Origin of the sequence: Pinisolibacter aquiterrae, assembly GCF_019160155.1 — a bacterium.
In the GTDB taxonomy this organism is placed as follows: domain Bacteria; phylum Pseudomonadota; class Alphaproteobacteria; order Rhizobiales; family Ancalomicrobiaceae; genus Pinisolibacter; species Pinisolibacter aquiterrae.
This window is the reverse complement of sequence record NZ_JAFNIH010000041.1, coordinates 48,170-71,161: the sequence shown is the minus strand read 5'-3', so window position 1 is coordinate 71,161 and position 22,992 is coordinate 48,170. Positions and strand designations below refer to the sequence as shown.

The 22,992-nt window shown below is 69.4% G+C and carries 23 protein-coding genes; 8 read left to right on the top strand and 15 right to left on the bottom strand.

From position 1 onward, the window contains the following. The first annotated feature begins 40 nt into the window (after window positions 1-40). The 4 genes from lptB to J3S89_RS15810 all read left to right on the top strand — a co-directional run bounded on the left by lptB (window position 41) and on the right by J3S89_RS15810 (window position 3,980). Window positions 41-835 carry an LPS export ABC transporter ATP-binding protein gene (gene lptB, locus J3S89_RS15825; protein WP_238481997.1) on the top strand — a complete coding sequence of 265 codons (795 nt, stop codon included), beginning with the start codon at window positions 41-43 and terminating at the stop codon, window positions 833-835. Window positions 836-975: 140 nt separating this feature from the next. Then, window positions 976-2,568: an RNA polymerase factor sigma-54 gene (gene rpoN / locus J3S89_RS15820; protein WP_217928702.1), complete on the top strand. Its 1,593-nt coding sequence runs from the start codon at window positions 976-978 to the stop codon at window positions 2,566-2,568. Window positions 2,569-2,762: 194 nt separating this feature from the next. Further along, the gene (gene hpf / locus J3S89_RS15815; RefSeq protein ID WP_217928701.1) at window positions 2,763-3,338 is read left to right on the top strand and encodes a ribosome hibernation-promoting factor, HPF/YfiA family; all 576 of its coding nucleotides are present in this window, start codon (window positions 2,763-2,765) and stop codon (window positions 3,336-3,338) included. Window positions 3,339-3,515: 177 nt separating this feature from the next. Further along, a complete protein-coding gene (locus J3S89_RS15810; protein WP_217928700.1) occupies window positions 3,516-3,980 on the top strand; it encodes a PTS sugar transporter subunit IIA in 465 nt (154 codons plus the stop codon). 45 nt (window positions 3,981-4,025) lie between these two features. On the opposite strand, the gene J3S89_RS15805 is transcribed toward J3S89_RS15810, so the two are convergent. The 11 genes from J3S89_RS15805 to J3S89_RS15755 form a co-directional block, all read right to left on the bottom strand. Continuing rightward, entirely contained in the window at window positions 4,026-4,274 is a 249-nt protein-coding gene (locus J3S89_RS15805) for a BQ00720 family protein (protein WP_217928699.1), read from the bottom strand. Between the two features lie 74 nt (window positions 4,275-4,348). Continuing rightward, complete coding sequence (locus J3S89_RS15800) at window positions 4,349-4,780, bottom strand: Hsp20 family protein (RefSeq protein ID WP_217928698.1); 432 nt, start codon at window positions 4,778-4,780, stop codon at window positions 4,349-4,351. A gap of 160 nt (window positions 4,781-4,940) precedes the next feature. Next, on the bottom strand, window positions 4,941-5,678 hold the full coding sequence (hisA, locus tag J3S89_RS15795) for a 1-(5-phosphoribosyl)-5-[(5-phosphoribosylamino)methylideneamino]imidazole-4-carboxamide isomerase (protein ID WP_217928697.1): 738 nt from the start codon (window positions 5,676-5,678) through the stop codon (window positions 4,941-4,943). A 22-nt stretch (window positions 5,679-5,700) separates the two neighbouring features. Further along, the gene (gene hisH / locus J3S89_RS15790) at window positions 5,701-6,351 is read right to left on the bottom strand and encodes an imidazole glycerol phosphate synthase subunit HisH (protein WP_217928696.1); all 651 of its coding nucleotides are present in this window, start codon (window positions 6,349-6,351) and stop codon (window positions 5,701-5,703) included. Beyond that, the gene (locus J3S89_RS15785) at window positions 6,348-6,866 is read right to left on the bottom strand and encodes a DUF2628 domain-containing protein (protein ID WP_217928694.1); all 519 of its coding nucleotides are present in this window, start codon (window positions 6,864-6,866) and stop codon (window positions 6,348-6,350) included. Before J3S89_RS15785 ends, hisH begins: the two co-directional genes overlap by 4 nt. 2 nt (window positions 6,867-6,868) lie before the next feature. After that, window positions 6,869-7,462 carry an imidazoleglycerol-phosphate dehydratase HisB gene (gene hisB, locus J3S89_RS15780; protein WP_217928693.1) on the bottom strand — a complete coding sequence of 198 codons (594 nt, stop codon included), beginning with the start codon at window positions 7,460-7,462 and terminating at the stop codon, window positions 6,869-6,871. 92 nt (window positions 7,463-7,554) lie between these two features. After that, the gene (locus tag J3S89_RS15775; protein WP_217928692.1) at window positions 7,555-8,325 is read right to left on the bottom strand and encodes a M48 family metallopeptidase; all 771 of its coding nucleotides are present in this window, start codon (window positions 8,323-8,325) and stop codon (window positions 7,555-7,557) included. Window positions 8,326-8,338: 13 nt separating this feature from the next. Then, on the bottom strand, window positions 8,339-8,761 hold the full coding sequence (locus tag J3S89_RS15770) for a DUF2852 domain-containing protein (protein WP_217928691.1): 423 nt from the start codon (window positions 8,759-8,761) through the stop codon (window positions 8,339-8,341). A gap of 129 nt (window positions 8,762-8,890) precedes the next feature. Then, window positions 8,891-10,336 carry a polyhydroxyalkanoate depolymerase gene (locus J3S89_RS15765; protein WP_217928690.1) on the bottom strand — a complete coding sequence of 482 codons (1,446 nt, stop codon included), beginning with the start codon at window positions 10,334-10,336 and terminating at the stop codon, window positions 8,891-8,893. Window positions 10,337-10,484: 148 nt separating this feature from the next. Then, entirely contained in the window at window positions 10,485-11,324 is an 840-nt protein-coding gene (locus J3S89_RS15760; RefSeq protein WP_217928689.1) for an ABC transporter permease, read from the bottom strand. Next, a complete protein-coding gene (locus J3S89_RS15755; protein WP_217928688.1) occupies window positions 11,321-12,109 on the bottom strand; it encodes an ABC transporter ATP-binding protein in 789 nt (262 codons plus the stop codon). Before J3S89_RS15755 ends, J3S89_RS15760 begins: the two co-directional genes overlap by 4 nt. Window positions 12,110-12,255: 146 nt before the next feature. Here J3S89_RS15755 and J3S89_RS15750 point away from each other — a divergent pair, with 146 nt between their 5' ends. Both J3S89_RS15750 and J3S89_RS15745 read left to right on the top strand, forming a co-directional pair. Then, a complete protein-coding gene (locus J3S89_RS15750) occupies window positions 12,256-13,629 on the top strand; it encodes an ActS/PrrB/RegB family redox-sensitive histidine kinase (RefSeq protein WP_217928687.1) in 1,374 nt (457 codons plus the stop codon). A 188-nt stretch (window positions 13,630-13,817) separates the two neighbouring features. Then, window positions 13,818-14,384, top strand: a complete 567-nt coding sequence (locus tag J3S89_RS15745) for an ActR/PrrA/RegA family redox response regulator transcription factor (RefSeq protein WP_217928685.1) — start codon at window positions 13,818-13,820, stop codon at window positions 14,382-14,384. Here J3S89_RS15745 and J3S89_RS15740 read toward each other — a convergent pair whose 3' ends face one another. After that, window positions 14,385-14,903, bottom strand: coding sequence for an MmcB family DNA repair protein (locus J3S89_RS15740; protein ID WP_217928683.1), 519 nt, complete (start codon window positions 14,901-14,903; stop codon window positions 14,385-14,387). It abuts the gene before it with no gap. A 4-nt stretch (window positions 14,904-14,907) separates the two neighbouring features. Next, window positions 14,908-16,353 (bottom strand): sodium:proton antiporter, encoded by a 1,446-nt coding sequence (locus tag J3S89_RS15735; protein WP_217928682.1) that lies wholly within the window; start codon window positions 16,351-16,353, stop codon window positions 14,908-14,910. A 247-nt stretch (window positions 16,354-16,600) separates the two neighbouring features. Between J3S89_RS15735 and J3S89_RS15730 the strand changes: the two genes are divergently transcribed. Beyond that, window positions 16,601-19,993: an acyl-[ACP]--phospholipid O-acyltransferase gene (locus J3S89_RS15730; protein WP_217928681.1), complete on the top strand. Its 3,393-nt coding sequence runs from the start codon at window positions 16,601-16,603 to the stop codon at window positions 19,991-19,993. Between the two features lie 106 nt (window positions 19,994-20,099). On the opposite strand, the gene wrbA is transcribed toward J3S89_RS15730, so the two are convergent. Beyond that, on the bottom strand, window positions 20,100-20,699 hold the full coding sequence (gene wrbA, locus J3S89_RS15725) for an NAD(P)H:quinone oxidoreductase (RefSeq protein WP_217928680.1): 600 nt from the start codon (window positions 20,697-20,699) through the stop codon (window positions 20,100-20,102). A gap of 385 nt (window positions 20,700-21,084) precedes the next feature. Here wrbA and J3S89_RS15720 point away from each other — a divergent pair, with 385 nt between their 5' ends. Beyond that, entirely contained in the window at window positions 21,085-22,386 is a 1,302-nt protein-coding gene (locus J3S89_RS15720; protein WP_217928679.1) for a BaiN/RdsA family NAD(P)/FAD-dependent oxidoreductase, read from the top strand. Here J3S89_RS15720 and J3S89_RS15715 read toward each other — a convergent pair. Further along, window positions 22,373-22,972 (bottom strand): DUF4202 domain-containing protein, encoded by a 600-nt coding sequence (locus tag J3S89_RS15715; RefSeq protein ID WP_217928678.1) that lies wholly within the window; start codon window positions 22,970-22,972, stop codon window positions 22,373-22,375. The two genes, J3S89_RS15720 and J3S89_RS15715, sit on opposite strands and share 14 nt — an antisense overlap. Window positions 22,973-22,992 lie beyond the last annotated feature (20 nt).

The following is a 22,992-nucleotide window of genomic DNA, read 5'->3' as shown; positions in this document are numbered from 1 at the left end:
GCGCCCGCGCGCCGTTCCCGTTCCCTGCCGGAGGTCGGCCTTGAGACTTCTGCCGATCGCCCTTCGCGCGCCCGACGCCGCCCATGGCGGCACGATTCGTCCCGGAGACCCGGAAGAGGGTCTGAGCGTGGAGGCCGTCGCCAAGGCCTACAAGAAGCGCCGGGTGGTGGAGAGCGTCAGCCTCGACGTCCATCGCGGCGAGGCGGTCGGTCTGCTCGGCCCCAACGGCGCCGGCAAGACGACGGTGTTCTACATGATCACCGGGCTGATCCGGCCCGACGCGGGGACGATCCGTCTCGACGGCTACGACATCACGCGGCTGCCGATGTATCGCCGCGCGCGCCTCGGCATCGGCTATCTGCCGCAGGAGGCCTCGATCTTCCGTGGCCTGTCGGTGGAAGACAACATCATGGCGGTGCTCGAGGTGGTCGAGCCGGACCGGGCGCGGCGGCGCGAGGCGCTCGACGAGCTGCTCGCCGAGTTCCGTATCGATCACCTGAGGAAGTCGCCGTCGATCGCGCTCTCCGGCGGCGAGCGGCGGCGCTGCGAGATCGCCCGGGCACTCGCTTCGCGCCCCTCGTTCATGCTGCTCGACGAGCCCTTCGCCGGCATCGACCCGATCGCGGTCGGCGACATTCAGGCGTTGGTGCGCCATCTGACGCAACGAGGGATCGGCGTCCTCATCACCGACCACAACGTCCGCGAGACGCTGGGGCTGATCGACCGCGCCTTCATCATCGCCTCCGGCCATGTGCTGACCACCGGCAACCCACGGGAAATCGTGGAGAATCCCGACGTGCGCCGGCTCTATCTCGGCGAACAGTTCAGCTTTTGAAGAGGCTCGCGGACACTTTCGTCGCCGAGCTCTCGTTTTCGCTTTGCCGGGAGACGAACCCGAGCTAACGTCTAGGGAGACGAGAGGCAAGATCCGGACCACATGCACGTGGACCGGGAAGCGAGGATATTGAAGCCCCGATGGCGCTCAGCCCGAAACTGGAGCTCAGACAGAGCCAGTCTCTGGTGATGACGCCTCAGCTGATGCAGGCGATCAAGCTGCTACAGCTGGGCAACCTCGATCTCGTGGCCTATGTCGAGAACGAACTCGAACGCAATCCGCTGCTCGAACGCGACGAGGGCGAGGATCGGCCGGTCGTGGCCGAGGCCTCCGCCGGCGAGAGCCCGGCCGAGGCGAGCGGCGCGCCCGAGGGCGGCGACTTCGACGGCGGCGCCGACTTCGAGGCGGCCGGCGACTTCCCCGCCGCCACCGCCGGCCCCGATCTCGACACCGCCTTCGAGAGCGCCTCGCCGGAGATCGGCGAGCGGCTCGACGCCGATTTCACCAACGTGTTCCAGGACGACGGCCCGGCCGAGGGCATGGACCCGACCCGGCTGGTCGGCGAGAACTGGTCGCAGTCCTCGTCCGCCGGCTCGGGCAGCGGCGGTGGCGGCGAGGACTACAATCTGGAATCCTTCGTCGCGGTCGAGGTCTCGCTCGCCGACCATCTCGCCGAGCAGCTGGCGCTCGCGGTCGGCGATCCGACACGGCGGATCATCGGCCGTCATCTGATCGACAGCATCGACGAGGCGGGCTATCTGCGCACCGACGTCGAGAGCGTCGCCGACAAGCTCGGCGCGCCGATCGAGATGGTCGAGGCGGTGCTGGCGCTGATCCAGAGCTTCGATCCGGCCGGGGTCGGCGCCCGCGACCTCTCCGAATGTCTCGCCCTCCAGCTCAAGGAGCGTGATCGCTTCGATCCGGCGATGCAGGCGCTGGTCGCCAATCTCGAGCTTCTGGCGCGGCGCGACTTCGCAGCGCTCAGGCGCCTGACCAAGGTCGACGACGACGATCTCGCCGAGATGATCGGCGAGATCCGCGCGCTCAATCCCAAGCCCGGCAACGCCTTCGGCTCGACGCTCGTCCAGCCGATCGTGCCGGACGTCGTCGTGCGCGCCGGCCCCGACGGTGGCTGGCTGGTCGAGCTGAACAGCGAGACCCTGCCCAAGGTTCTGGTCAATCAGAGCTATTTCGCGCGGATCGCCAAGACGGCGAAGGGTGAGAAGGACAAGCTCTATCTGTCCGACTGCATGCAGACGGCCAATTGGCTGGTGAAGAGCCTCGATCAGCGCGCCAAGACGATCCTCAAGGTCTCCACCGAGATCGTGCGTCAGCAGGACGCCTTCCTGACCCACGGCATCCGCCACCTCAAGCCGCTCAACCTCCGGATGATCGCCGACGCGGTCGGGATGCACGAGAGCACGGTCAGCCGGGTCACCTCGAACAAGTACATGGCGACGAGCCGAGGAATCTTCGAGTTGAAGTACTTCTTCACCTCGTCCATAGCTTCTTCCGAGGGGGGCGAGGCGCACTCCTCCGAATCGGTCCGCCACAAGATCAAGGAACTGATCGACCGCGAGACGGCGCGCGACGTGCTGTCGGACGACACGATCGTCAAGATGCTCAGAGATTCAGGAATCGACATCGCCCGCCGCACGGTCGCAAAATACCGCGAGGCGATGAACATACCCTCTTCCGTCCAACGCCGCCGCGAGAAGCAGGCGTTGGCCTGAAGCGATCGGCTCGGCACCCGCGTCCCTCGCCCAGAGGTCGCGGGAGGACCGAAGACGATCGTCCGACGTTCGCCCCCGACCCGGGGCGCCTCGGGGATCACCGATCCCGGAGGCGCCGAGACGGGGGCGGGACAACATCAAGAAGGCCGCCGCCTCTTCCCGGAGACGGCGCCCGACCGGGAGGTCGAAGAAACATGACCCTCAGGGTTTCCGGCAAGAACGTCGACATCGGCGAATCGCTCCGCGGCCACGCGGAAACGCGCGTCGGTGAAGCACTCGCCAAATATTTCAGCGGCTCCTTCAAGGGCCACGCCACCGTGGAGAAGGAAGGCATCGGCTTCCGCACGGAATGCGCTCTGCATCTGGGCACCGGCATCACCGTACAGGCGGTCGGAGCGGCACAGGATCCCTATCTCAGCGTCGATCAGGCGATCGACCGCATCGAGAAGCAACTGCGCCGCTACAAGCGCCGTCTCAGCGACCACAATGCCGCCCAGGGCCGCGCCCAGGTGGCGGAGACCGCCTATCGCGTGCTCGAGGCCACGGCCGAGGACGAGGAGGTCCCCGTCGACTTCCATCCGGCGGTGATCGCGGAGAGCACCAAGCCGCTCAAGACCCTCACCGTCGGCGACGCGGTTCAGGAACTCGACCTGACCGCCGCGGCCTTCGTGATGTTCCGCAACGCGGCCAACGGCGGCCTCAACGTCGTCTATCGCCGCGACGACGGCAACATCGGCTGGGTCGACCCGAGCCTGACGGCCGTCGCCTGACCCCGGCGCTCTTCTCGGTCGGCGGCTCGCCGGCGGCCGAGAAGACCCCATGAGGGAAAGTCTCGAGTTGTGCCGGAGGCCGGGCGAGCCCACTTTCGGCACGACGTCCTCAAGGGATCCCGCGCGCCTCCTCGAGCGACGACGCGCTCCGGACCGGCCCCATGGAAGACCCGATCGATGGACCTCGGTGATCTCATCGGCTTCGAAGCCGTGCTGCCCAGTCTGCGGGCCGGCAACAAGAAGCAGGTTCTGCAGGAACTGGCCGCTCGCGCCGCCCGTATCACCGATCTCGACGAACGCGACGTGTTCGAGCGGCTGACTCAACGCGAGCGGCTCGGCTCGACCGGCGTCGGTCACGGCGTCGCCGTGCCGCATGCCACGATCGAGGCGCTCGATCGGACGGTGGCGCTGTTCGCGCGGCTGGAACGGCCGATCGACTTCGAGGCGACGGACGGTCAGCCGGTCGATCTGATCGTCACGCTGCTGTCGCCGGCGGGCGCGGGCGCGGACCATCTCAAGGCCCTGGCGCGGATCGCCCGGGTGATGCGCAACGCCTCCTTCACCGCCAAACTCCGGGCCTGCCGGGACCCGCACGCGCTCTACGCGCTGCTCGTCCACTCGGTCGAGCCCGACGCCGCCTGAACGGCGCGCGACGGCCGACGGGGCCTTACGCCCCGTCGCGGTCGGTCAGTGCAGCGAAACCGGCACCAGATCATGTTCGCGGGCGCTCTCGAGCGCGAGATCGCGATCGTCGGCGACCATGATCGGTTCGCCGGCGGCGCCGATCAGCGCCCACAGGCGCAGGCCCGGCGGCAGCTCGGGGGCGCCGGGGAAGGCGCGCAGCAAGTCCTCCGACGACATTTCACGCAGATAGGCAATGTGTCCGACGCCGATCTGGGCGAGGACCTCGGGGGCGACGTCGATACGATGAGCCATGGTTCCTCCTCGCGAGCGCCTCACGCGCCCGCCGCTTTCTTCGATCGATGGGGCGGTCCGGTCGTCGACCGGGATCACTCGGTGGTGGCGATGTCGATCCGGCGGATCACCCGTTCGGGTTCGGGCCGCCCCAGATCGATCGCCAACAGGCCGTCCTTCAGTTCGGCGCCGGCCACTTCGATGCCCTCGGCCAAGACGAACACCCGGCTGAACTGACGCGCGGCGATGCCGCGATGCAGGAACTGGCGGGTGCGATCGTCGTCGTTCTGGCGACCACGAATGACGAGCTGGCTGTCCTCGATGGTCACGTCGAGCTGGTCGCGGGTGAAGCCCGCCACCGCCAGCGTGATCCGCAGGACCTCCCGGCCCCCATCGGGACTTTCGATCCGCTCGATGTTGTAGGGCGGGTAACCGTCGTTGGCGGCCTTGGAGACGCGATCGAGAACACGCTCGATCTCGTCGAAGCCGAGAAGAAAGGGGCTGGAGAAGCCCGGAAAACGCGACATGGTCAGGCCCTCGTGGAAGCGACCCGTTGTTCGGGACGACGGCCCCTCCGGCGAGGCGACCATCGACGACGGGTCGAGACCCGACCTTCCGAATATGGGAGGCGCGAGGCGACGGTTCAAGGCGGGGGGATCGGCGAGGAAGACGCGCGCGCGAGGCGCCTCACCCGGCGGCGGCGATGAGCGCCAGAGCTTCGCGCGGATCGAGACGGCCGTCGTAGAGGGCGCGGCCGGTGATGGCGCCCTCGAGGAGGCGCGCTTGCGGCGCGAGCATCGCCTTCACGTCGTCGATCGAGGCAAGGCCGCCGGAGGCGATGACCGGGATCGAGACGGCGCGGGCGAGCTCCAGCGTCGAGGGCATGTTGAGGCCCTTCAGAATGCCGTCGCGGTCGATGTCGGTATAGACGATCGCCGCCACGCCGGCGTCCTCGAACTTCCGCGCCAGATCGACCGCCGAGAGCTCCGAGCCCTCCGCCCAGCCCTCGACCGCGACCTTGCCGCCCTTGGCGTCGATGCCGACGACGATGCGGCCGGGAAAGCGGCGGCAGGCCTCCTTCACCAGGGCCGGGTCGCGCACCGCCACGGTGCCGAGGATGACGCGGGCGAGGCCCTTGGCGAGCCAGCCCTCGATGGCCTCGAGATCGCGGATGCCGCCGCCGAGCTGGACCTTCATCCGCCCCGCGACGGCGGCGAGGATCGCCTCGACCGCCGCGCCGTTGACCGAGCGGCCGGCGAAGGCGCCGTTGAGATCGACCACGTGCAGGAACGGGAAGCCGAGATCGGCGAAGGCGCGGGCCTGGGCGGCGGGATCGTCGTTGTAGACGGTCGCCTGGTCCATCTCGCCGAGCTTCAGGCGAACGCACTGACCATCCTTCAGGTCGATGGCGGGGAAGAGAATCATCACGCGTCTCTCGTCGGCCGCCTCACGGCGCCCATTTCAGGAAGTTGGCGAGGAGGGCGAGGCCGAGGCGCTGGCTCTTCTCGGGATGAAACTGGGTGCCGACGACGTTGTTGCGCGCCACGATCGCGGTCACCCGGCCGCCGTAGTCGGCGGTGGCGACGAGATCGGCGTGGTGGGTCACCTCGAAGGCGTAGGAATGCAGGAAATAGGCGTGGAGCCCGTCGGGGCCGAGCGCCAATCCGTCGAGGACCGGGTGCGGATTGACCAGATTCATCGTGTTCCAGCCCATGTGCGGCACCTTGAGCCGCTCGGGGCCGGGATCGATCGCCTTCACGACGCCGTCGATCCAGCCGAAGCCGTCGGTCGACTCGTGCTCGAGGCCGCGCGTGGCGAGAAGCTGCATGCCGACGCAGATGCCGAGGAAGGGCCGGCCCTTGACCTCGACGAAGTCGCGGATGGCCTCCTCCATGCCGTCGATCGCCGCGACGCCGCGCCGACAGAAGGGGAAGGCGCCGTCGCCGGGCAGGACGACGCGGTCGGCCTTGGCCACCACGTCGGGGTCGCGGGTGAGCAGGATCTTCTGATCGCGGCCGATCTCGTGGGCGACCCGCTCCAGGCCCTTTTCGGCCGAACGCAGATTGCCGGCGCCGTAATCGATGAGCGCGACGGTCATGGACGGTCTCCGGGTTTGGGAACGGCCCATCCGACGACGGGCGGCAGATCGGGGGAGGTCGGGCGCGTCACGGCCGGCGCGGTCGCCGGTTCGGGACGCGGCCGGGCCGGCGTCACCACCTCGCCGAAGCGCGGGCGAGCCGGATCGGCGAGACCTCCGAGGAAGCGGCATTCCGCCTCGATGACGTCGCTCGCCTCGACCACGCCGACGAGGCGATAGCCGCGCCGCTCCAGGCTCCAGCGCCGCAGTTCGGCGGCGGCGAGGGCGAACCAGATCATGAAGGCCGTCGACAGGATCGTGGCGAGGGTCGGATCGACGAGGCGATCGACGCCCTCGAGGGCGAGCGTCACCGCGAGCCAGCCGAGGAAGACCCACCACAGCCGATGCCACGGCGCCCATAGGAACGGCACCAGGAGCGCGGCCCAGGAGCCTTTCTCCGGCACGAAGACGAGCGCGTCGGCGCGGGCGGCGTCGGCGATCTCGCCTGCGGGCGCATGGACCGTGAAGGTCGCCATGATCAGTCTCCGAGCGAGCCCTTGGTGGAGGGGATCGTGCCGGCGCGGCGCGGGTCGATCGCCACCGCCGCCTCGAGCGCGCGAGCGGTCGCCTTGAAGGCGCTCTCGATCATGTGGTGGTTGTTGACGCCGTAGAGCGTCTCGACGTGCAGCGTCAGCCCGGCGTTGAAGGCGAAGGCGCGGAAGAACTCCTCGAAGAGTTCGGTGTCGAACTCGCCGATCTTGTCGCGCGAAAAGGGAATCCGGAACACCAGGAAGGGCCGGCCGGAGACGTCGATCGCGGCGCGGGTCAGCGTCTCGTCCATCGGCAGATGGACGTCGGCGTAGCGACGGATGCCCTCGAGGTCGCCCAACGCCCGCTTCAGCGCGAGACCGAGCGTGATGCCGACGTCTTCCACGGTGTGGTGCTGGTCGATGTGGAGGTCGCCCTTCGCGCGGACGGTGAGGTCGATCAGCGAATGGCGCGAGAGTTGTTCCAGCATGTGGTCGAAGAAGCCGATGCCGGTCGCGACGTCGTAGGTGCCGGACCCGTCGAGGTTCACGGTCACGGAGACGTCGGTCTCCTTCGTCTTGCGCTCGACGGAGGCGGTACGCATGGGGATGCCCTCGGCTCAGGAAAAGTCGTGCCGCTTTTAGCAGGCGAAGGGGCGTCGGGCCAAGGGATATCGGGAGCGAGCGTCCGAGGGGTTCAGTCGGTGATGCCGTAGCCGTGCAGGCCGGTGCCGTGGAGCCTCAGCCAGCGGCGGCCGGCGTCCATGTCGGGGCAGGTCTGGCGCACCAGACGCCAGAAGTCGCGGGAATGGTTCATCTCGCGGAGATGGGCGACCTCGTGGGCGGCGAGATAGTCGAGCACGAAGGGCGGCGCCAGCACCACCCGCCAGGAGAAGGAGAGTTCCCCGTCGGCGGTGCACGAGCCCCAGCGCGAGCGGGTGTCCTTGATGCGGATGCGCGGGTTGCGGATCTCCACCGCGAGGCGAGCGGCGTGGCGGGCGACCGCCGGAGCGAGGTCGGCCTTGGCCGAGCGGATCAGAAAGTCGCGGAGGCGCCGGTGGAGGTGATCGGCGCCGCCGGCGACCACCAGACGCGGCGGCTCGGCCTCGAGCGTCGCCTCGACCGTCTCGCGCCAGACGGTGCCGCGCGCCCCGGGGCGATGATCGACCCGGTGGATCTCGCCGCGAAAGGGCAGGAGCGCGCCGTCGGCGAAGGGCACCGGCGCCGGGCGGCGGGCGAGACGTTCGGCGAGCCAGCCGCGATGGCGATCGAGGAAATCGAGCGCGTCGGCGGGGCGGGTGCGCTCCGGCACGGTCAGGACGGGATCGCCGACCCCGAGCCGCAGCGTGAACCGGCGCGCGCGCGCCGAGGTTCGGACGACGACGTCGACGTCGCGGTCCGGCAGAGCGAGGGTCAGACGGTCGGGCAGCGACGGCGGGGCGACCCGCCGCCGCGACGGGGCGAACACGGGATGGGTCGCCTCACATCACGTCCGGGCCACGGCGACGCGAGCGTTCGGCCTTGAAGCGGTCGAACTCCTCCTGGTCGCGGGCGCGGCGCAGATGGTTCATGTAGGCCTCGAATTCGCGGCGCTCCTCGTCGAGGCGGCGACGCTCGGCCTCGAGCCGTTCCAGCTCGCGGGCGCGATAGGCGTCGAAGGCGGCATTGCCGGTGGTGAAGCCGAAGCCGGCGCCGGGACCGGCCGAACGAAAGCCGGTGCGGGCGATGCCGTCGCGCACACCGTCGAAGAAGGCGGCGGCACGCGCCCGCCAGCCGAAGCGCTCGCCCCACAGGATATAGGCGAGGACCATCAGGCCGAGCGGCCAGGCGAGCATGAAGCCGAGCACCATCACGGTGATCGAGACGGGGTTGAAACCGTTGCGAACGATGGAATGGCTACGCATGTAGGCCCCCTCCTGGGACGACGGCGCCGCCGCCGGGATCCGAAGCGGATCCCGGTCCACGGCTCACGTTCGAGGAGATGGCCCCCCGACACCCCGCTTTCAAGAGGCGCGCGGGCGGCACCCCTCCGCTCAGCCCTTGCGGGCCGGCGCCCGGCGCTGTCTGGCGGCGGGCCTGGCCGACGCGACCGGAGCCGAGGCGACTTCGGGGACCGGAGCGGCTGCGACTTCGGACACCGGCGCGGAGGCGACCTCGGGCACGGGCGCGGTGTCCGCCATCACGGTCGGCGCCGGTTCGACGATCTCGGCGGACGGCTCGGCCACCGGAACGGGTTCGGCGACGACGGCGCCGGGGGCATGGCGACGGATGAAGTCGGCGATGCGCGGCTGGATGTTGGCGCGGAACTTCGAACCGTTGAAGACCCCATAGTGGCCGACGCCGGGCTGGACGTAGTCCATCTGCTTGTCGGCGGAGAGGCCGGAGCAGAGCGTATGCGCCGCCTGGGTCTGACCCATGCCGGTGATGTCGTCGAGCTCGCCCTCGACCGTCAGCAGCGCGGTGTCGCGGATCGCCGAGGGGCGCACCGGGCGGCCGCGATGGGTCATGGTGCCCTCGGGGAGCGCGTGCTTCAGGAACACGGTCTCGATGGTCTGGAGATAGAACTCCTTGGTGAGGTCCATCACCGCCAGATACTCGTCGTAGAAGTCGCGGTGCTTCTCGGCGCTGTCGCCGTCGCCCTGGATCAGGTGGAGGTAGAACTCCTTGTGGGCGGAGACGTGGCGGTCGAGGTTCATCGACATGAAGCCGCCGAGCTGAAGGAATCCCGGATAGACCTCGCGGAAGGCGCCCGCGTGGGGGAACGGCACCCGCATGATCACGTTGCGCTCGAACCACTCGAGGCCCTTGTCGTGGGCGACCTTGTTGACGGCGGTCGGCGAGATGCGGGTGTCGATCGGCCCGCCCATCAGCGTCATGGTGGCGGGCGACAGCGGGTCGCCGTCCTCCTGCATCAGCGACACGGCGGCGAGCACCGGCACCGAGGGCTGGCACACGGCGACGATGTTCACGCCGGCGCCGAGGTGGTGGATCATCTCGATCAGATAGTCGATGTAGTCGTCGAGATCGAAGCCGCCTTCGGTCAGCGGCACGGCGCGGGCGTCGATCCAGTCGGTGATGTAGACCTCGTGGGCCGGCAGCATCGCCTCGACGGTGCCGCGCAGGAGCGTCGCATAGTGGCCCGACATCGGCGCGACGATCAGAGCCTTGGGGTCGGCCGGCCGCCCCTCGGGCAGCTCGCGCTCGAAATGCAGCAGCTCGCAGAAGGGCCGGCGCCACACCACCCGTTCCGTGACCGGGCTCTCGACGCCGTCGACGGTGGTGACCGGCAGTTCGAACTCCGGCTTGCCGTAGCGGCGGGTGGTGCGCTCGAAGACCTCGAAGCCCGCGGCGAGCGAGCGGCCGAGCGAGGTGCCGGCGAGCGGATTGAACGGGCTGCGGAGGGCCATTCGGCCGACTTCGGCGACAATGCGCATCGGCCGGAGTGCGGCGTGGTTCAACTCGTAGAGCTGGTAGAACATGGCCCCTCGACTCCGCTGTCGTTCTCGCGCAAACCTAGGAGCGATCTGCGTTCGAATTGTTTCAATCGATTACTTCTCGGCCCTTTCGGCGGCGCATCCAAGGCCCGGAGGGTCGGCAATTCGTCGTAAGACGGCCGTGTGACGGGCCTCACTCGCCCTGCTGGACGAGCGAGCCGGCGCGCCGGGCGGCGGCGAGGAGAACCCGGAAGGCGACGATGCCGGCGCCGAGCCAGACGATGTTGAGCCCGACCGCCCAGGCGAGGTGATCGAAACGGAAGACGTGATCGATCAGAACCGCCCGCATGCCCTCGAAGACATGGGTCGGCGGCAGGGCGAGCGCGATCGGCTGCAGCCAGGCCGGCAGGATGCCGACGGGATAGTAGACGCAGGTGAGCGGCATCAGCACGAACATCAAGGACCACGACAACGCCTCGGCGCCGAGCCCGTGGCGCAGCAACAGGCCGACGATGAGGAAGCCCATCGCCCAGCCGGTGGCGACCAGATTGGCGAAGAAGATCGCCAGCGCCCCGCCCAGGCCCCAGATGTTGAAGCCGAACAGCGGGATGGCGATCAGGGTCACCGGCACCATGCCGATGGTCAGGCGGATCAGGCTGATCACCATCAGCGAGGCGACGAATTCCGACGTCCTGAGCGGGCTCATCAGGAGATTGCCGAGATTGCGCGACCACATCTCCTCGAGAAAGGCGAAGGCGAAGCCCTGTTGCGAGCGCAAGAGCACGTCCCAGAGCAGCAGCGCGGCGACGAAGAGCCCGCCGGCGCCGGCGAAGTAGGGCGACTTGGCGGCGATGTAGGACTGGACGAAGCCCCAGGTCAGCATCTGCACCGTCGGCCAATAGACCAGCTCGACCGCGCGCGGCCAGGAATTGGCGAGGAGATACCAGTAGCGCAGCACCATCGCGCCGACCCGGGCGAAGGAGAAGCCGGCATGGACGCGCCGGGAGGGCGTCGCGATCGTGGTCGAAGTCATGGGCGAGCCTCCTTCTCGGCGCGTTCGTCGGCGGTGCCGCGCCCGCGCACGACGTCGAGAAAGACCTCCTCGAGGCCGTCGCGGCCGAAGCGGCGCATCAGCTCCGCCGGCGTACCCTCGGCGGCGATGCGGCCGGAGGAGAGGATGACGACGTCGTCGCAGAGGCGTTCGACCTCGGCCATGTTGTGCGAGGCGATCAGGAGCGCCGCGCCGGTCTCGCGGCGATAGTCCTCGAGACGGGAGCGGATCCAGTCGGCGGTGTCGGGATCGAGCGAGGCGGTGGGCTCGTCGAGGAGGAGCAGACGCGGCCGGTTGAGCAGGGCCTTGGCCAGCGCGACGCGGGTCTTCTGGCCGGCGGAGAGCGCGCCCGAGCGGCGATCGAGGAAGGGCTCGAGGGCGAAGTCGCGGGCGAGTTCGGCGATGCGCTCGCGGGGCCGTTCCACCTCGTAGAGGCGGGCGAAGACGGTCAGGTTCTGGCGCACCGTCAGGCGATGCGGCATGTCGACGTAAGGGCTCTCGAAATTCATCTCGGCCAGAAGCGCCGAGCGCTCGCGTTCGGGATCGCGGCCGAGGATGCGGATGGTGCCGCCGTCGGGACGGACCAGCCCCATGATCATGCCGATGGTCGTGGTCTTGCCGGCGCCGTTGCCGCCGAGGAGGCCGAGGGTGCGGCCGGGGGCGAGCGCGAAGCTCAACCCGTCGACGGCGCGGACGGCGCCGAAACATTTGACGAGGTCGCGCACGTCGAGGGCGAGATCGACGGTCGGGAGCGGAAGTGCGGACATGGAGGAGGGTCTCGGACGGGTGCGGCGCTTTCCGCGAGGCGCGTTCATCGTATAGGGTCTCGCCGACGAGCGCAAAACCGAACGAGAGGCCCGAAGGGCCCGGCCGGCCGCGACGCGGGGCCGATCGTCACGAGGAACGAGAGCGAATGTTGGGCGTCCTGGCGGATTTCGGCGACACTTCGGTGCGCTCGTTGAAGCTCGACACGCTGGTGCGTCTGCGCTGGCTGGCGGTGGCCGGCCAGACGGCGGCGGTGCTCTTCGTCCGATTCGGGCTCGGCTTCCATCTGCCGCTGATGGAGTGTTTCGCGCTGATCGGCGCCTCGATGGCGCTCAACATCCTTCTGCGCCTGCGCTTCTCCAGCATCCACCGGCTCGACGGCATCCACGCCACGCTGCTGCTCGGCTGGGACGCGCTGCAACTGACCGGGCTCCTGTGGCTGACCGGCGGGCTCGAGAACCCGTTCGCCTGCCTGCTGCTGGCGCCGGTGCTGGTCTCCTCGGCGTCGCTGCCGCCGCGCTCGACGGCGCTCCTCGGCGTCGTGGTGGCGGTCGCGACGACCGTGCTCGCCGCCTTCCACGCGCCGCTGCCGTGGGGCACCGCCTCGCCGCCGAGCCTGCCGGTGCTCTATGTGGTCGGGATCTGGCTGGCGCTGATCCTCACCCTCTCCTTCTCCGCGCTCTACGCCTTCCGCGTCGCCGACGAGAGCCGGCGGCTCGCCGAGGCGCTGACCGCGACCGAACTGGTCCTGCAACGGGAGCGCCATCTGGTGGCGCTCGACGGACTGGCGGCGGCGGCGGCGCACGAGTTGGGCACGCCGCTCGGCACGATCGCGGTCGTCGCCCGCGAGATGGAGCGCGAGCTGCCGGCGGGATCGCCGCTCGCCGAGGACGTCGCGCTGCTGCGCAGCCAGACCGAGCGCTGCCGCGACATCCTGCGCAAGCTCTCCTCGATGGGCGAGGATCCCGATGCCTTCTTCGCGCGCCAGTCGCTGGTGGGGGTGATCGAGGAGGTGGTCGAACCGTTCCGCGATCTCGGCACCGACCTCGAGGTGCGCCGCATCGGCGAAGGCGGCGAACCGATCGGGCGGCGCAATCCGGCGATCCTCTACGGCCTCGGCAACATCGTCGAGAACGCCGTCGACTTCGCCGAGACGCGCGTGACCATCACCATCGACTGGAACGATCGCGAGGTGACGGTGGTGGTCGGCGACGACGGTCCGGGCTTCTCCTCGAGCGTGCTCGAGCGGCTCGGCGAGCCGTGGGTCACCACGCGCGAGCCGCTCGGCCCGGACGAGGGGGGACGCGAGGGCGCCGGCGGCGGGCTCGGCCTCGGCTTCTTCATCGCCCAGACCTTCCTGATGCGCTCGGGCGCGCGCGTCACCTGCGACAACAAGCACTTCCCCGAGCACGGCGCCGAGATCCGGATCCAATGGCCGCGCAGCTTCTGGCGGGCGGAGGACGAACCGATCGGTTCGTCGAACTTCCCCTCCGGCGAATTCGGCGCTTTCGGAGCCGATTGACGGGGCGATCGAGGCGGCCGGCGGAGCGCCGGGGCGGCGTCTCGGCGGCTCTTTTCCGGCTCACGATCCGGGGGCGCGGCGATGGTGCGGCGCAACCAGTCATGGGATTGAAGTATAAGGCTTCTCGCCCTAGACTTCCGGCCCCGACCGGACCGTGGGCCCGCAGCGGGAACCGATGGGACGAAGCGATGACCATTCAGACGGACCTCTCGCCGGCACTGGCCGCCGACGCCGAGAAAAGCCTTCTCATCGTCGACGACGACAAGGCCTTCCTGCAGAGGTTGGCGCGGGCGATGGAGCTGCGTGGCTTCGAGGTGGAGACCGCGTCGTCGGTCGCGGAAGGCAAGTCCGCGGTCGATGCCCGGGCGCCGGCCTTCGCCGTGGTCGACATGCGGCTCGCCGACGGCAACGGGCTCGACGTGGTCGAGCACCTGCGCGAGCGGCGCCCCGAAGCGCGCACCGTGGTTCTGACCGGCTACGGCAACATCGCCACCGCCGTGACGGCGGTGAAGCTCGGCGCCTCCGACTATCTCTCCAAGCCCGCCGACGCCGACGAGGTGATGCGCGCGCTGCTGCGCTCCGCCGACGAGCGCGCCGAGCCGCCGGAGAACCCGATGTCGGCCGATCGCGTGCGTTGGGAACACATTCAGCGGGTCTACGAGCTGTGCGAGCGCAACGTCTCGGAGACGGCGCGCCGCCTCAACATGCATCGCCGCACCCTGCAGCGCATCCTCGCCAAGCGGGCGCCGCGCTAGTCAGTCGATCTCGACGTTGCCGAGGATCTGAGGATCGACGAAGCCACCGAGCCGCAAGGCGGCGGCGCGGGCGAAGCGCAGGGTCGTCGCCTTGCGGGTGGCGGCGACGAGGCGGTGTTCGGGCGCATCGCGCAGGATCTCGCCGCCATGGGCGTCGGCGACGATGAGGCCGCAGTCCTCGGGGAAGATCTCGAGCGGCACGCGCGGGCTCGTCGCGAAGAACAGCCGATCCGAATGGAGCCGGTAGAACGGCCATTTGTGGTCGGCGCGAAAATCCTCGACCGACGACTTCACCTCGACGATCCAGATCTCGCCCGCCGCCGACAGCGCCATGACGTCGGCGCGGCGGCCCGAGGCGAGCGGTAATTCCTCGACCACGGCGAAACCGAGCCGGGTGAGATGACGGCGCACGCCGCGCGACACCGCCAGCGTCTCCTCGGGCCGGGTCGGCGGCGGCAGGGCGCCGAGCTCGCCGAGGGCTTCCGGCTCGAGAGTGGTGGGATCGAACTTCGGCGCCATCGCCTCACCAGTGGAAGAAGACCAGGGTGACCAGACCGAACAGCGGCAGCAGGATGCCGCCCGACCACAGGAGGTAGGCGAAGAAGCTCGGCATCTTCACATGGGCTTCCTCGGCGATCGCCTTGACCATGAAGTTGGGGGCGTTGCCGATGTAGGAATTGGCGCCCATGAAGACCGCGCCGCAGGAGATCGCCAGAAGGGTCGTGGTGAGTTCGTTCATCAGGTGCTGCGGATCGCCGCCGGCCAGGTTGAAGAACACCAGATAGGTCGGGGCATTGTCGAGGAACGACGACAGGATGCCGGTCAGCCAGAAGTACATGGCGTTGTTCGGGGTGCCGTCGGCATGGGCGACCATGGCGACGAGCGGCGCGAAGGCGCCCTTCTCGGCCGCCTTGAGCATGGCGATCACCGGGATGATGGTGACGAAGATGCCGGCGAAGAGCTTGGCGACCTCGAGGATCGGCCCCCAGGAGAATTCGTTGGCGGCGCGAATCGACTTCGGCGTGATCGCCAGACTGGCGAGGCCGGCGCCGATCAGGATCAGGTCGCGGGCGAGGTTCTGAAGCTCGACCTCGACGCCGCCGACGTGGAACGAGACGCCCGGTTTCCACGATCCCGACATCAGCACGCCCAAGACCACCACGCCGAGAAGCGCGATGTTGGGGAAGCCGATCAGGCCCATCTTGTGGGTGTCCGGAGTCGGGTCGAAACGGGCCTTGAAGGCCTCGTCGCGGTGATAGAGCCAACGGTCGACGACGTAGAAGATCGTCAACAGAATGCCGGCGGCGAAGGCGGTCTCCTCCACCATGTGGATGGCGGTCCAGAAGAAGCCGACGCCCTTGAGGTAGCCGAGGAACAGCGGCGGATCGCCGAGCGGGGTCATCGAGCCGCCGATGTTCGACACCAGGAAGATGAAGAAGATCACGACGTGGACGTTGTGGCGGCGTTCGTCGTTGGCGCGCAGCAGCGGGCGAATCAACACCATCGAGGCGCCGGTGGTGCCGATCAGCGAGGCGAGCACGGTGCCGCCGGCGAGAATCGACAGATTGAGGCGCGGGCTGCCGTGAAGGTTGCCCGTCACCAGAATGCCGCCGGAGATCGAGAAGAGCGACCACAGCAGGATGACGAAGGGCAGATATTCGAGAAGCGCCACGTGCAGGATCTCACCGCCGGTGAGCCCGAAACCGTGGGCGACGGCGAAAGGAACCGCGAAGACCAGCCCCCAGGCGGCCGCCACCTTGCCGAAGTGGTGATGCCAGAAGTGCGGGGCGACCAGCGGGAAGACGGCGATCGACAGGAGAATGCCGGCGAAGGGAAGCGCCCAGAGCGCGCCGAGCGAGGCTCCGTCGATGCCGTGATGGACCGCCTCCTCGGCACCGGCTTCGACCACACTCGCCAGCAGCGCGGTCAGGGCGAGGCCCGCCCGCGTCGTCTTTCCGAACATCGCCATGTCGCACAGTCCCCCTTCCGTTTGCGTCAACTTAACCGCGCCACGCATGAAATGCCATTCGCCCATCACGGCTTTTCTGCGGCGCGGCATGGCCCTCTTGCGACGAAGCGCGACCTGTGACATATTTTTCTGAACATTGTTCAAATCAAAAAGGGGCGAAGCGTCCGGCGATTCCGGGTTTCGCAAAGAGCGCGAAGCGGACAGGATCGCCCGACGTCAGCCCGAGCCTCGGGCACCGGAGACACCGATGTCGCATTCGCTCCTCGCCACGCGCCGTTTCGCCGGTCTGTTCTGGTGCCAGTTCTTCTCGGCCCTCAACGACAACTTCCTCAAGAACGCCCTGGTGTTCCTGATCCTCTTCCGGCTCGGGGCGGAGGCGGCGGGGCCGCTGGTCAGCCTCGCGGCGGCGACGCTGATGGCGCCGTTCTTCTTCCTCTCCGCGCTCGGCGGCGAGATCGCCGACCGATGGGACAAGGCGATCGTGGCGCGGCGGCTGAAGCTCGTCGAAATTCCGGTGGCGGGATTGGCGATCCTCGGCTTCGTCCTCCATTCGATCCCGGTCCTGTTCGCGGCCCTGCTCGGCTTCGGCATTCTCGCGGCGCTGTTCGGGCCGGTGAAATACGGGATCCTGCCGGACCAGCTCGACAAGGGCGAACTGCCGGCCGGCAACGCCCTGATCGAGACCGCGACCTTTCTCGCCATCCTGCTCGGCACGGTGATCGGCGGCTGGGCGGCGGCGGACGGCGGCGATCCGGTCCGGCTCGCCGGGATCATGATGGTCTTCGCGCTCGCCGCCGTCGTCGCCGCCTTCGCCATTCCGAAGACCGGACGCGGCGTCCCCGATCTCGCCATACGGGCCAACATCCTCGCCTCGACCTTCGATCTCCTGCGCCATCTCGGTCGCGATCGGCGCCTGCTCTGGGCCGGCCTCGCCTCCAGTTGGTTCTGGGCGGTCGGCGCGGTGGCGTTGGCGCTGCTGCCGACGGTGGTCAAGGGCGCGCTCGGCGGCGTCGACGAACTGGTGACGATCTATCTCGCGATCTTCGCCATCGCCATCGCCGTCGGCTCCGGCCTCGCGGCCTGGCTCTCCGGCCATCGGCTGATCCTGGTGACGACACCGATCGCCGCCGTCCTCATCGCCGTCGCCGCCGGCGACGCGGCCTGGGCGCTCGCCGGCGCGGCGCCGCGCACGGCCCCGCTCGCGCTGACGCAGGCCCTCGCCGACCCGCTCGCCCGGCGCCTCGCGCTCGACATGGCGGGGCTGGCGATCGCCGGCGGGCTCTACGTGGTGCCGGTCTTCGCCGCGCTCCAGACCTGGGCGCCGGTCGAGGCGCGCGCCCGCGTGGTCGCCGCCGTCAACGTGCTCAATGCCCTGTTCATGACGCTGTCGGCGCTCGCCGTCGCGGCGCTGCAGAGCGCCGGGATCCCGATCCCGGCGATCTGGGCGGGCATGGCCGTGATCGGCCTCGTCGTCGCCGTCGCGGTCTTCGCCACCCTGCCGACGCCGCCGCTGCGCGACGCGCTGTTCCTGATCTACCGGATCCTGTTCCGGCTCGAGGTCCAAGGCGGCGAGCACCTCGACCGGCTCGGCGACCGCACGGTGGTGGCGCTCAACCACGTCTCCTTCCTCGACGCCGGGCTGGCGCTGGCGTTGATGGAACGCGAGCCGGTCTTCGCGATCGACGCGACCATCGCCAAACGCTGGTGGGTGCGGCCGTTCCTGAAGGTCGCCCGCGCGCTGGCGCTCGACCCCTCCAAGCCGATGGCGACCCGCACCCTGATCCACGGGGTGGAATCGGGCGATCCGCTGGTGATCTTCCCCGAGGGGCGCCTCACCGTCACCGGCTCGCTGATGAAGGTCTACGACGGCGCCGGACTGGTGGCGATCAAGACCGGGGCCACCGTCATTCCGGTCCGGATCGAAGGCTTGGAACAGACCTTCTTCACCCGGCTCGACCGCTCACAGGTGCGGCGGCGCCTTTTTCCCAAGGTGCGGGTGACGATCCTGCCGGGTGTGCCGATCACCGTCGATCCGACGCTGGTCGGGCGCCATCGCCGCCGCGCCGCCGGGGCCGCGCTCTACGGCGTCATGTCCGATCTCACCTTCGCCACCACCCGCACCGATCAGAGCGTGATCGAGGCGGTGATCGAGGCGGCGAAGCGGGAGGGGCCGGGCCGGGTCGCGGTCGAGGATCCGGTGACGGGCGCCCTCTCCTATCGCCGCCTGTTGGCGGGATCGCGGGTGATCGGCCGGCGGCTGGCGCGGTTGGCGCCGCTCGACGGGGCGGTCGGGGTGATGCTGCCCAACGCCAATGCCGCCGTGCTCGCCTTCCTCGGGCTCCATTCGGCCGGACGGGTGCCGGCGATGATCAACTTCACCGCCGGGGCGACCAACATCCGCGCGGCGGTGAAGGCGGCGGAGATCGGCACGATCGTCACCTCGCGCGCCTTCGTCGAGAAGGGCCGGCTCGAGGGCCTGATCACCGCGCTCGCCGACGACGTCGCCTTCCTCTGGCTCGAGGATCTGCGCGCCGAGGTCGGCACGATCGAGCGGCTCCTCGGGCTCCTGCGCTGGAAACATCCGCTGCATCGGCGCGGACCCGACGACCGGGTCGCGGTTCTCTTCACCTCCGGCTCGGAGGGGACGCCGAAGGGCGTGGTGCTCTCCTCGCGCAACATGCTCGCCAACACCGCCCAGGCCGCCGCCCGGATCGACTTCGGCCGCGCCGACAAGGTGCTCGACGTGCTGCCGGTGTTCCATTCCTTCGGACTGACGGCGGGTCTGGTGCTGCCGCTGGTCTATGGCGTGCCGGTCTTCCTCTATCCCTCGCCGCTGCACTACCGGGTGGTGCCGGAACTGGTCTACGGCTTCAACGCCACGATCCTCTTCGGCACCGACACGTTCCTCGCCGGCTACGGCCGCGCCGCGCACCCTTACGACTTCCGCTCGCTGCGCTACGTCGTCGCCGGGGCCGAGCCGGTCAAGGAGACGACGCGGCGGGTGTGGGGCGAGAAGTTCGGCCTGCGCATCCTGGAGGGCTACGGCGTCACCGAGACCGCGCCGGTGGTGGCGCTCAACACGCCGATGTTCAACCGCTTCGGCACGGTCGGCCGGCTCCTGCCGGGGATGGAGCCGCGGCTCGAGCCGGTGCCGGGCGTCGCCGAGGGCGGGCGTCTCCACCTCAAGGGGCCCAACGTGATGATGGGCTACCTGCGCGCCGAGGCACCGGGCGTGCTGGAGCCGCCGGTCGAGGGCTGGCACGACACCGGCGACATCGTGAAGATCGACGCGGACGGTTTCGTCACCATCCTCGGCCGCGCCAAGCGCTTCGCCAAGATCGGCGGCGAGATGGTGTCGCTGGCGGCGATCGAGAAACTGGCGGCGGGCGTCTGGCCGGACGCGCAGATCGCCGCCGCCGCCGTGCCCGACGCGAAGAAGGGCGAGCGAGTGATCCTGGTCACCACCGAACCGACGGCGACCCGACCGCAGTTCCTCGCCCATGCCCGGGATCAGGGGGCGTCGGAGCTGATGAACCCGTCCGAGGTGATGATCTGGGAGAAGATGCCGCTGCTCGGCACCGGCAAGGTCGACAACGTCGCGGTGACGCGGATGGTGCGCGAGGCGGTCGCCGCGGCCTGACGCGAAAGACCCCGCCGATCGCGAGATCGACGGGGTCCATCGGTGGTTCGAGGCGGCGGGGCGCGAGCGACGAGCGCTCGGCGCCGATCGCCGGACCGAGGTGTGCTCAGCCCTTCAGCTTCGCCGCGATCTCGGCGACGTGCTTGCCCTGGAAGCGGGCGGCGTCGAGCTCGTTCTTCGAGGGCTGGCGCGAGCCGTCGCCGGCGGCGATGGTGGTGGCACCGTAGGGCGAGCCGCCGACGATCTCGTCCATCGTCATCTGGCCGGCGTAGCTGTAGGGCAGGCCGACCACGACCATGCCGTGATGGAGCAAGGTCGGCAGGAAGCCGAGGAGCGTCGATTCCTGGCCGCCGTGCTGGGTCGCGGAGGAGGTGAAGGCGGAGCCGACCTTGCCGATCAGCTTGCCCTGGAACCACAGGCCGCCGGTCTGGTCGATGAAGGAACGCATCTGCGAGGCGACGGTGCCGAAGCGGGTCGGGGCGCCGAAGACGATCGCGTCGTATTCCGGCAGTTCGTCGACGGTGGCGACCGGAGCGGCCTGGTCGAGCTTGAAGTGCGCGCCCTTGGCGATCTCTTCCGGCACGGTCTCCGGCACGCGCTTGACCACGGCCTCGGCGCCGGCCGACCGCGCGCCTTCGGCGACCGCGTTCGCCATCGCCTCGATGTGGCCGTAAGTGGAATAGTAGAGAACCAGAACCTTGGTCATGTCCGTCTCCGAAAGGATGATGAGAGGGGCGGCCCGTGCCGCATCCGTGAAACCACCATGCACCGTCGCCTCGACCATGCCCATCCCCGAGCGATCGAATGGATCGTTCGACGATCGCGAACGATGGCTCGTCGAACGCTTCCGGCCGTCCGTCGCCCGTTCCACCGCCCGGACCGGCGCACCGACCCGGAAGCGGGCGTCGCGGCGCAACCGCTCGGCCCTCTCGCCTCCGGTAACTCCTTCCGCGCGATCAAGTTTTCCTTGCGCCGGGCGTCGTGATCGCCGATCACACCGGCTGGCGGCGAAACGCGAGTCGATCATGGACGCGCGACGGCGCACCGCCCGGCCCGCGCCCCCCGCAGGCCCGCAAATCGGAGAAGTCGTGATGGGTGAAGTGATCGTCGTCGGCGCCGGGCCGGCCGGATTGATGGCCGCCGAGGTGATCGCCTCCGCCGGCCATCACGTCACCCTGGTGGACCGGATGCCGTCGTTCGGGCGCAAGCTCCTGATGGCCGGGCGCGGCGGGCTCAACCTCACCCATTCGGAGGCGCGCGAGCGCTTCATGGCGCGCTACGGCGAGGCCGCCGGGGCGCTCGCCACGGCGATCTCGGTGTTTTCGCCGGACGACCTGCGCGCCTGGGCGCGCGGCCTCGGCGAGGAGACCTTCACCGGCTCGTCAGGACGGATCTTTCCCTGTTCGTTCAAGGCCTCGCCGCTCCTGCGCGCCTGGCTCGGCCGGCTCGACGCGCTCGGGGTCACCATGCGCACCCGGCTCACATGGACCGGCTTCGGCCCCGGCGCGAGCCTCGCGGAGGGCGGGCTCACCTTCGCCCATGCCGACGGCACGGTCGAGACGCTGAAGGCGGATGCCTGCGTGCTGGCGCTCGGCGGCGCCAGTTGGCCACGGCTCGGCTCGAACGGCGCCTGGGTCGACACGATCGTCGCCGAGGGCGTCGAGGTGGCGCCCCTGCGGCCCACCAACTGCGGCTTCACCGTGCCGTGGTCGGAGATCTTCCGCGCGCGCTTCGCCGGGCAGCCCTTGAAGCGGGTGGCGATCCGGTTCGGCGACCGCGTCTCGATCGGCGAGGCGATGATCACCGCCGACGGGCTCGAGGGCGGGGCGATCTACGCGCTCTCCGCGCCACTGCGCGAGGCGCTCGCCGCCGACGCCGGGCCGGTCACCATCGAGATCGATCTCAAGACCGCGATGAGCGCCGCCGAGCTCGCCTCCTCGCTGGCGCGCGGCCGCAAGGGCGACAGCCAGTCCAATCTTCTGCGCAAGGCGGCGGGTCTGCCGCCGGCGGCGATCGGCATCCTGCGCGAGGGCGCCGGCGGCAAGCTGCCGCACGACCACGCCGAACTGGCGCATCTCATCAAGGCGACGCCGATCACCGTGACGGCGGCGCGGCCGCTCGACCGGGCGATCTCCTCGGCCGGCGGCATCCGCTTCGCCGAACTCACCGACGCCTTCATGATCAAGCGTCTGCCGGGCGTCTTCGTCGCCGGCGAGATGATCGACTGGGAGGCGCCGACCGGCGGCTATCTGCTGCAGGCGTGTTTCTCCACCGGCGTGATCGCCGGCGAGGGCGTCGCCGGTTTCCTCGGACGCCGCTCTCCGCGCCCGGATCCCGAGGCCAGCGCCGATGCGGCCGCGCCGTCCGAGGCGGAGACCGTCACGCCCCGGTGACGGCCTTGACGGTCAGCGTCTGCAGGCGCTCGGGCAGGAGCGGCACCAGCTCCAACGCCTGAGCGTGACCGGCGTCGGACATCTTCGCCCAGGTCTTGGCGACGATGTCGATCACCTTCTCGTCGGTGTATTTGGCGCCGAAGGCCGCGTATTCGTGCTCGAGGAAGACCAGCGAGGCGCAATCCTCGACGGTCTGCGCCTCCGGGTCGCGCTTGATCCGCTCCTTGCGCACCAATTGGCCGACCCGGTCGATGTCCGCCTGCGGGTAACCGACCTCGACCATCAGCTTGCCGACCACCTCGGCGTGATGGACCTTGAGGGCGTTGCGCCAGGCGTAATAGCCGACCTTGTCCATCGGGTAGGTGGAGCGGGCGATGTCGAAGCGGCGGACGTGTTGGGCACGCACGGCGATCTTGAGGAGGTCCGAGGCCTCGGGCGCGAGTTTCGCCAACCGCTCGGTCATGCGCTCGCCATAGACCACCGCGTAGGGGCGGGCGACGCCGCCGACCTCGACCGAGACGGGATCGTCGGCATTGGTCGCGTCGATCAGATCGTAGACGGCCTGGAGCCGGTTCTCGGAAACCATCGGGTGCCCTCCCTCGCATC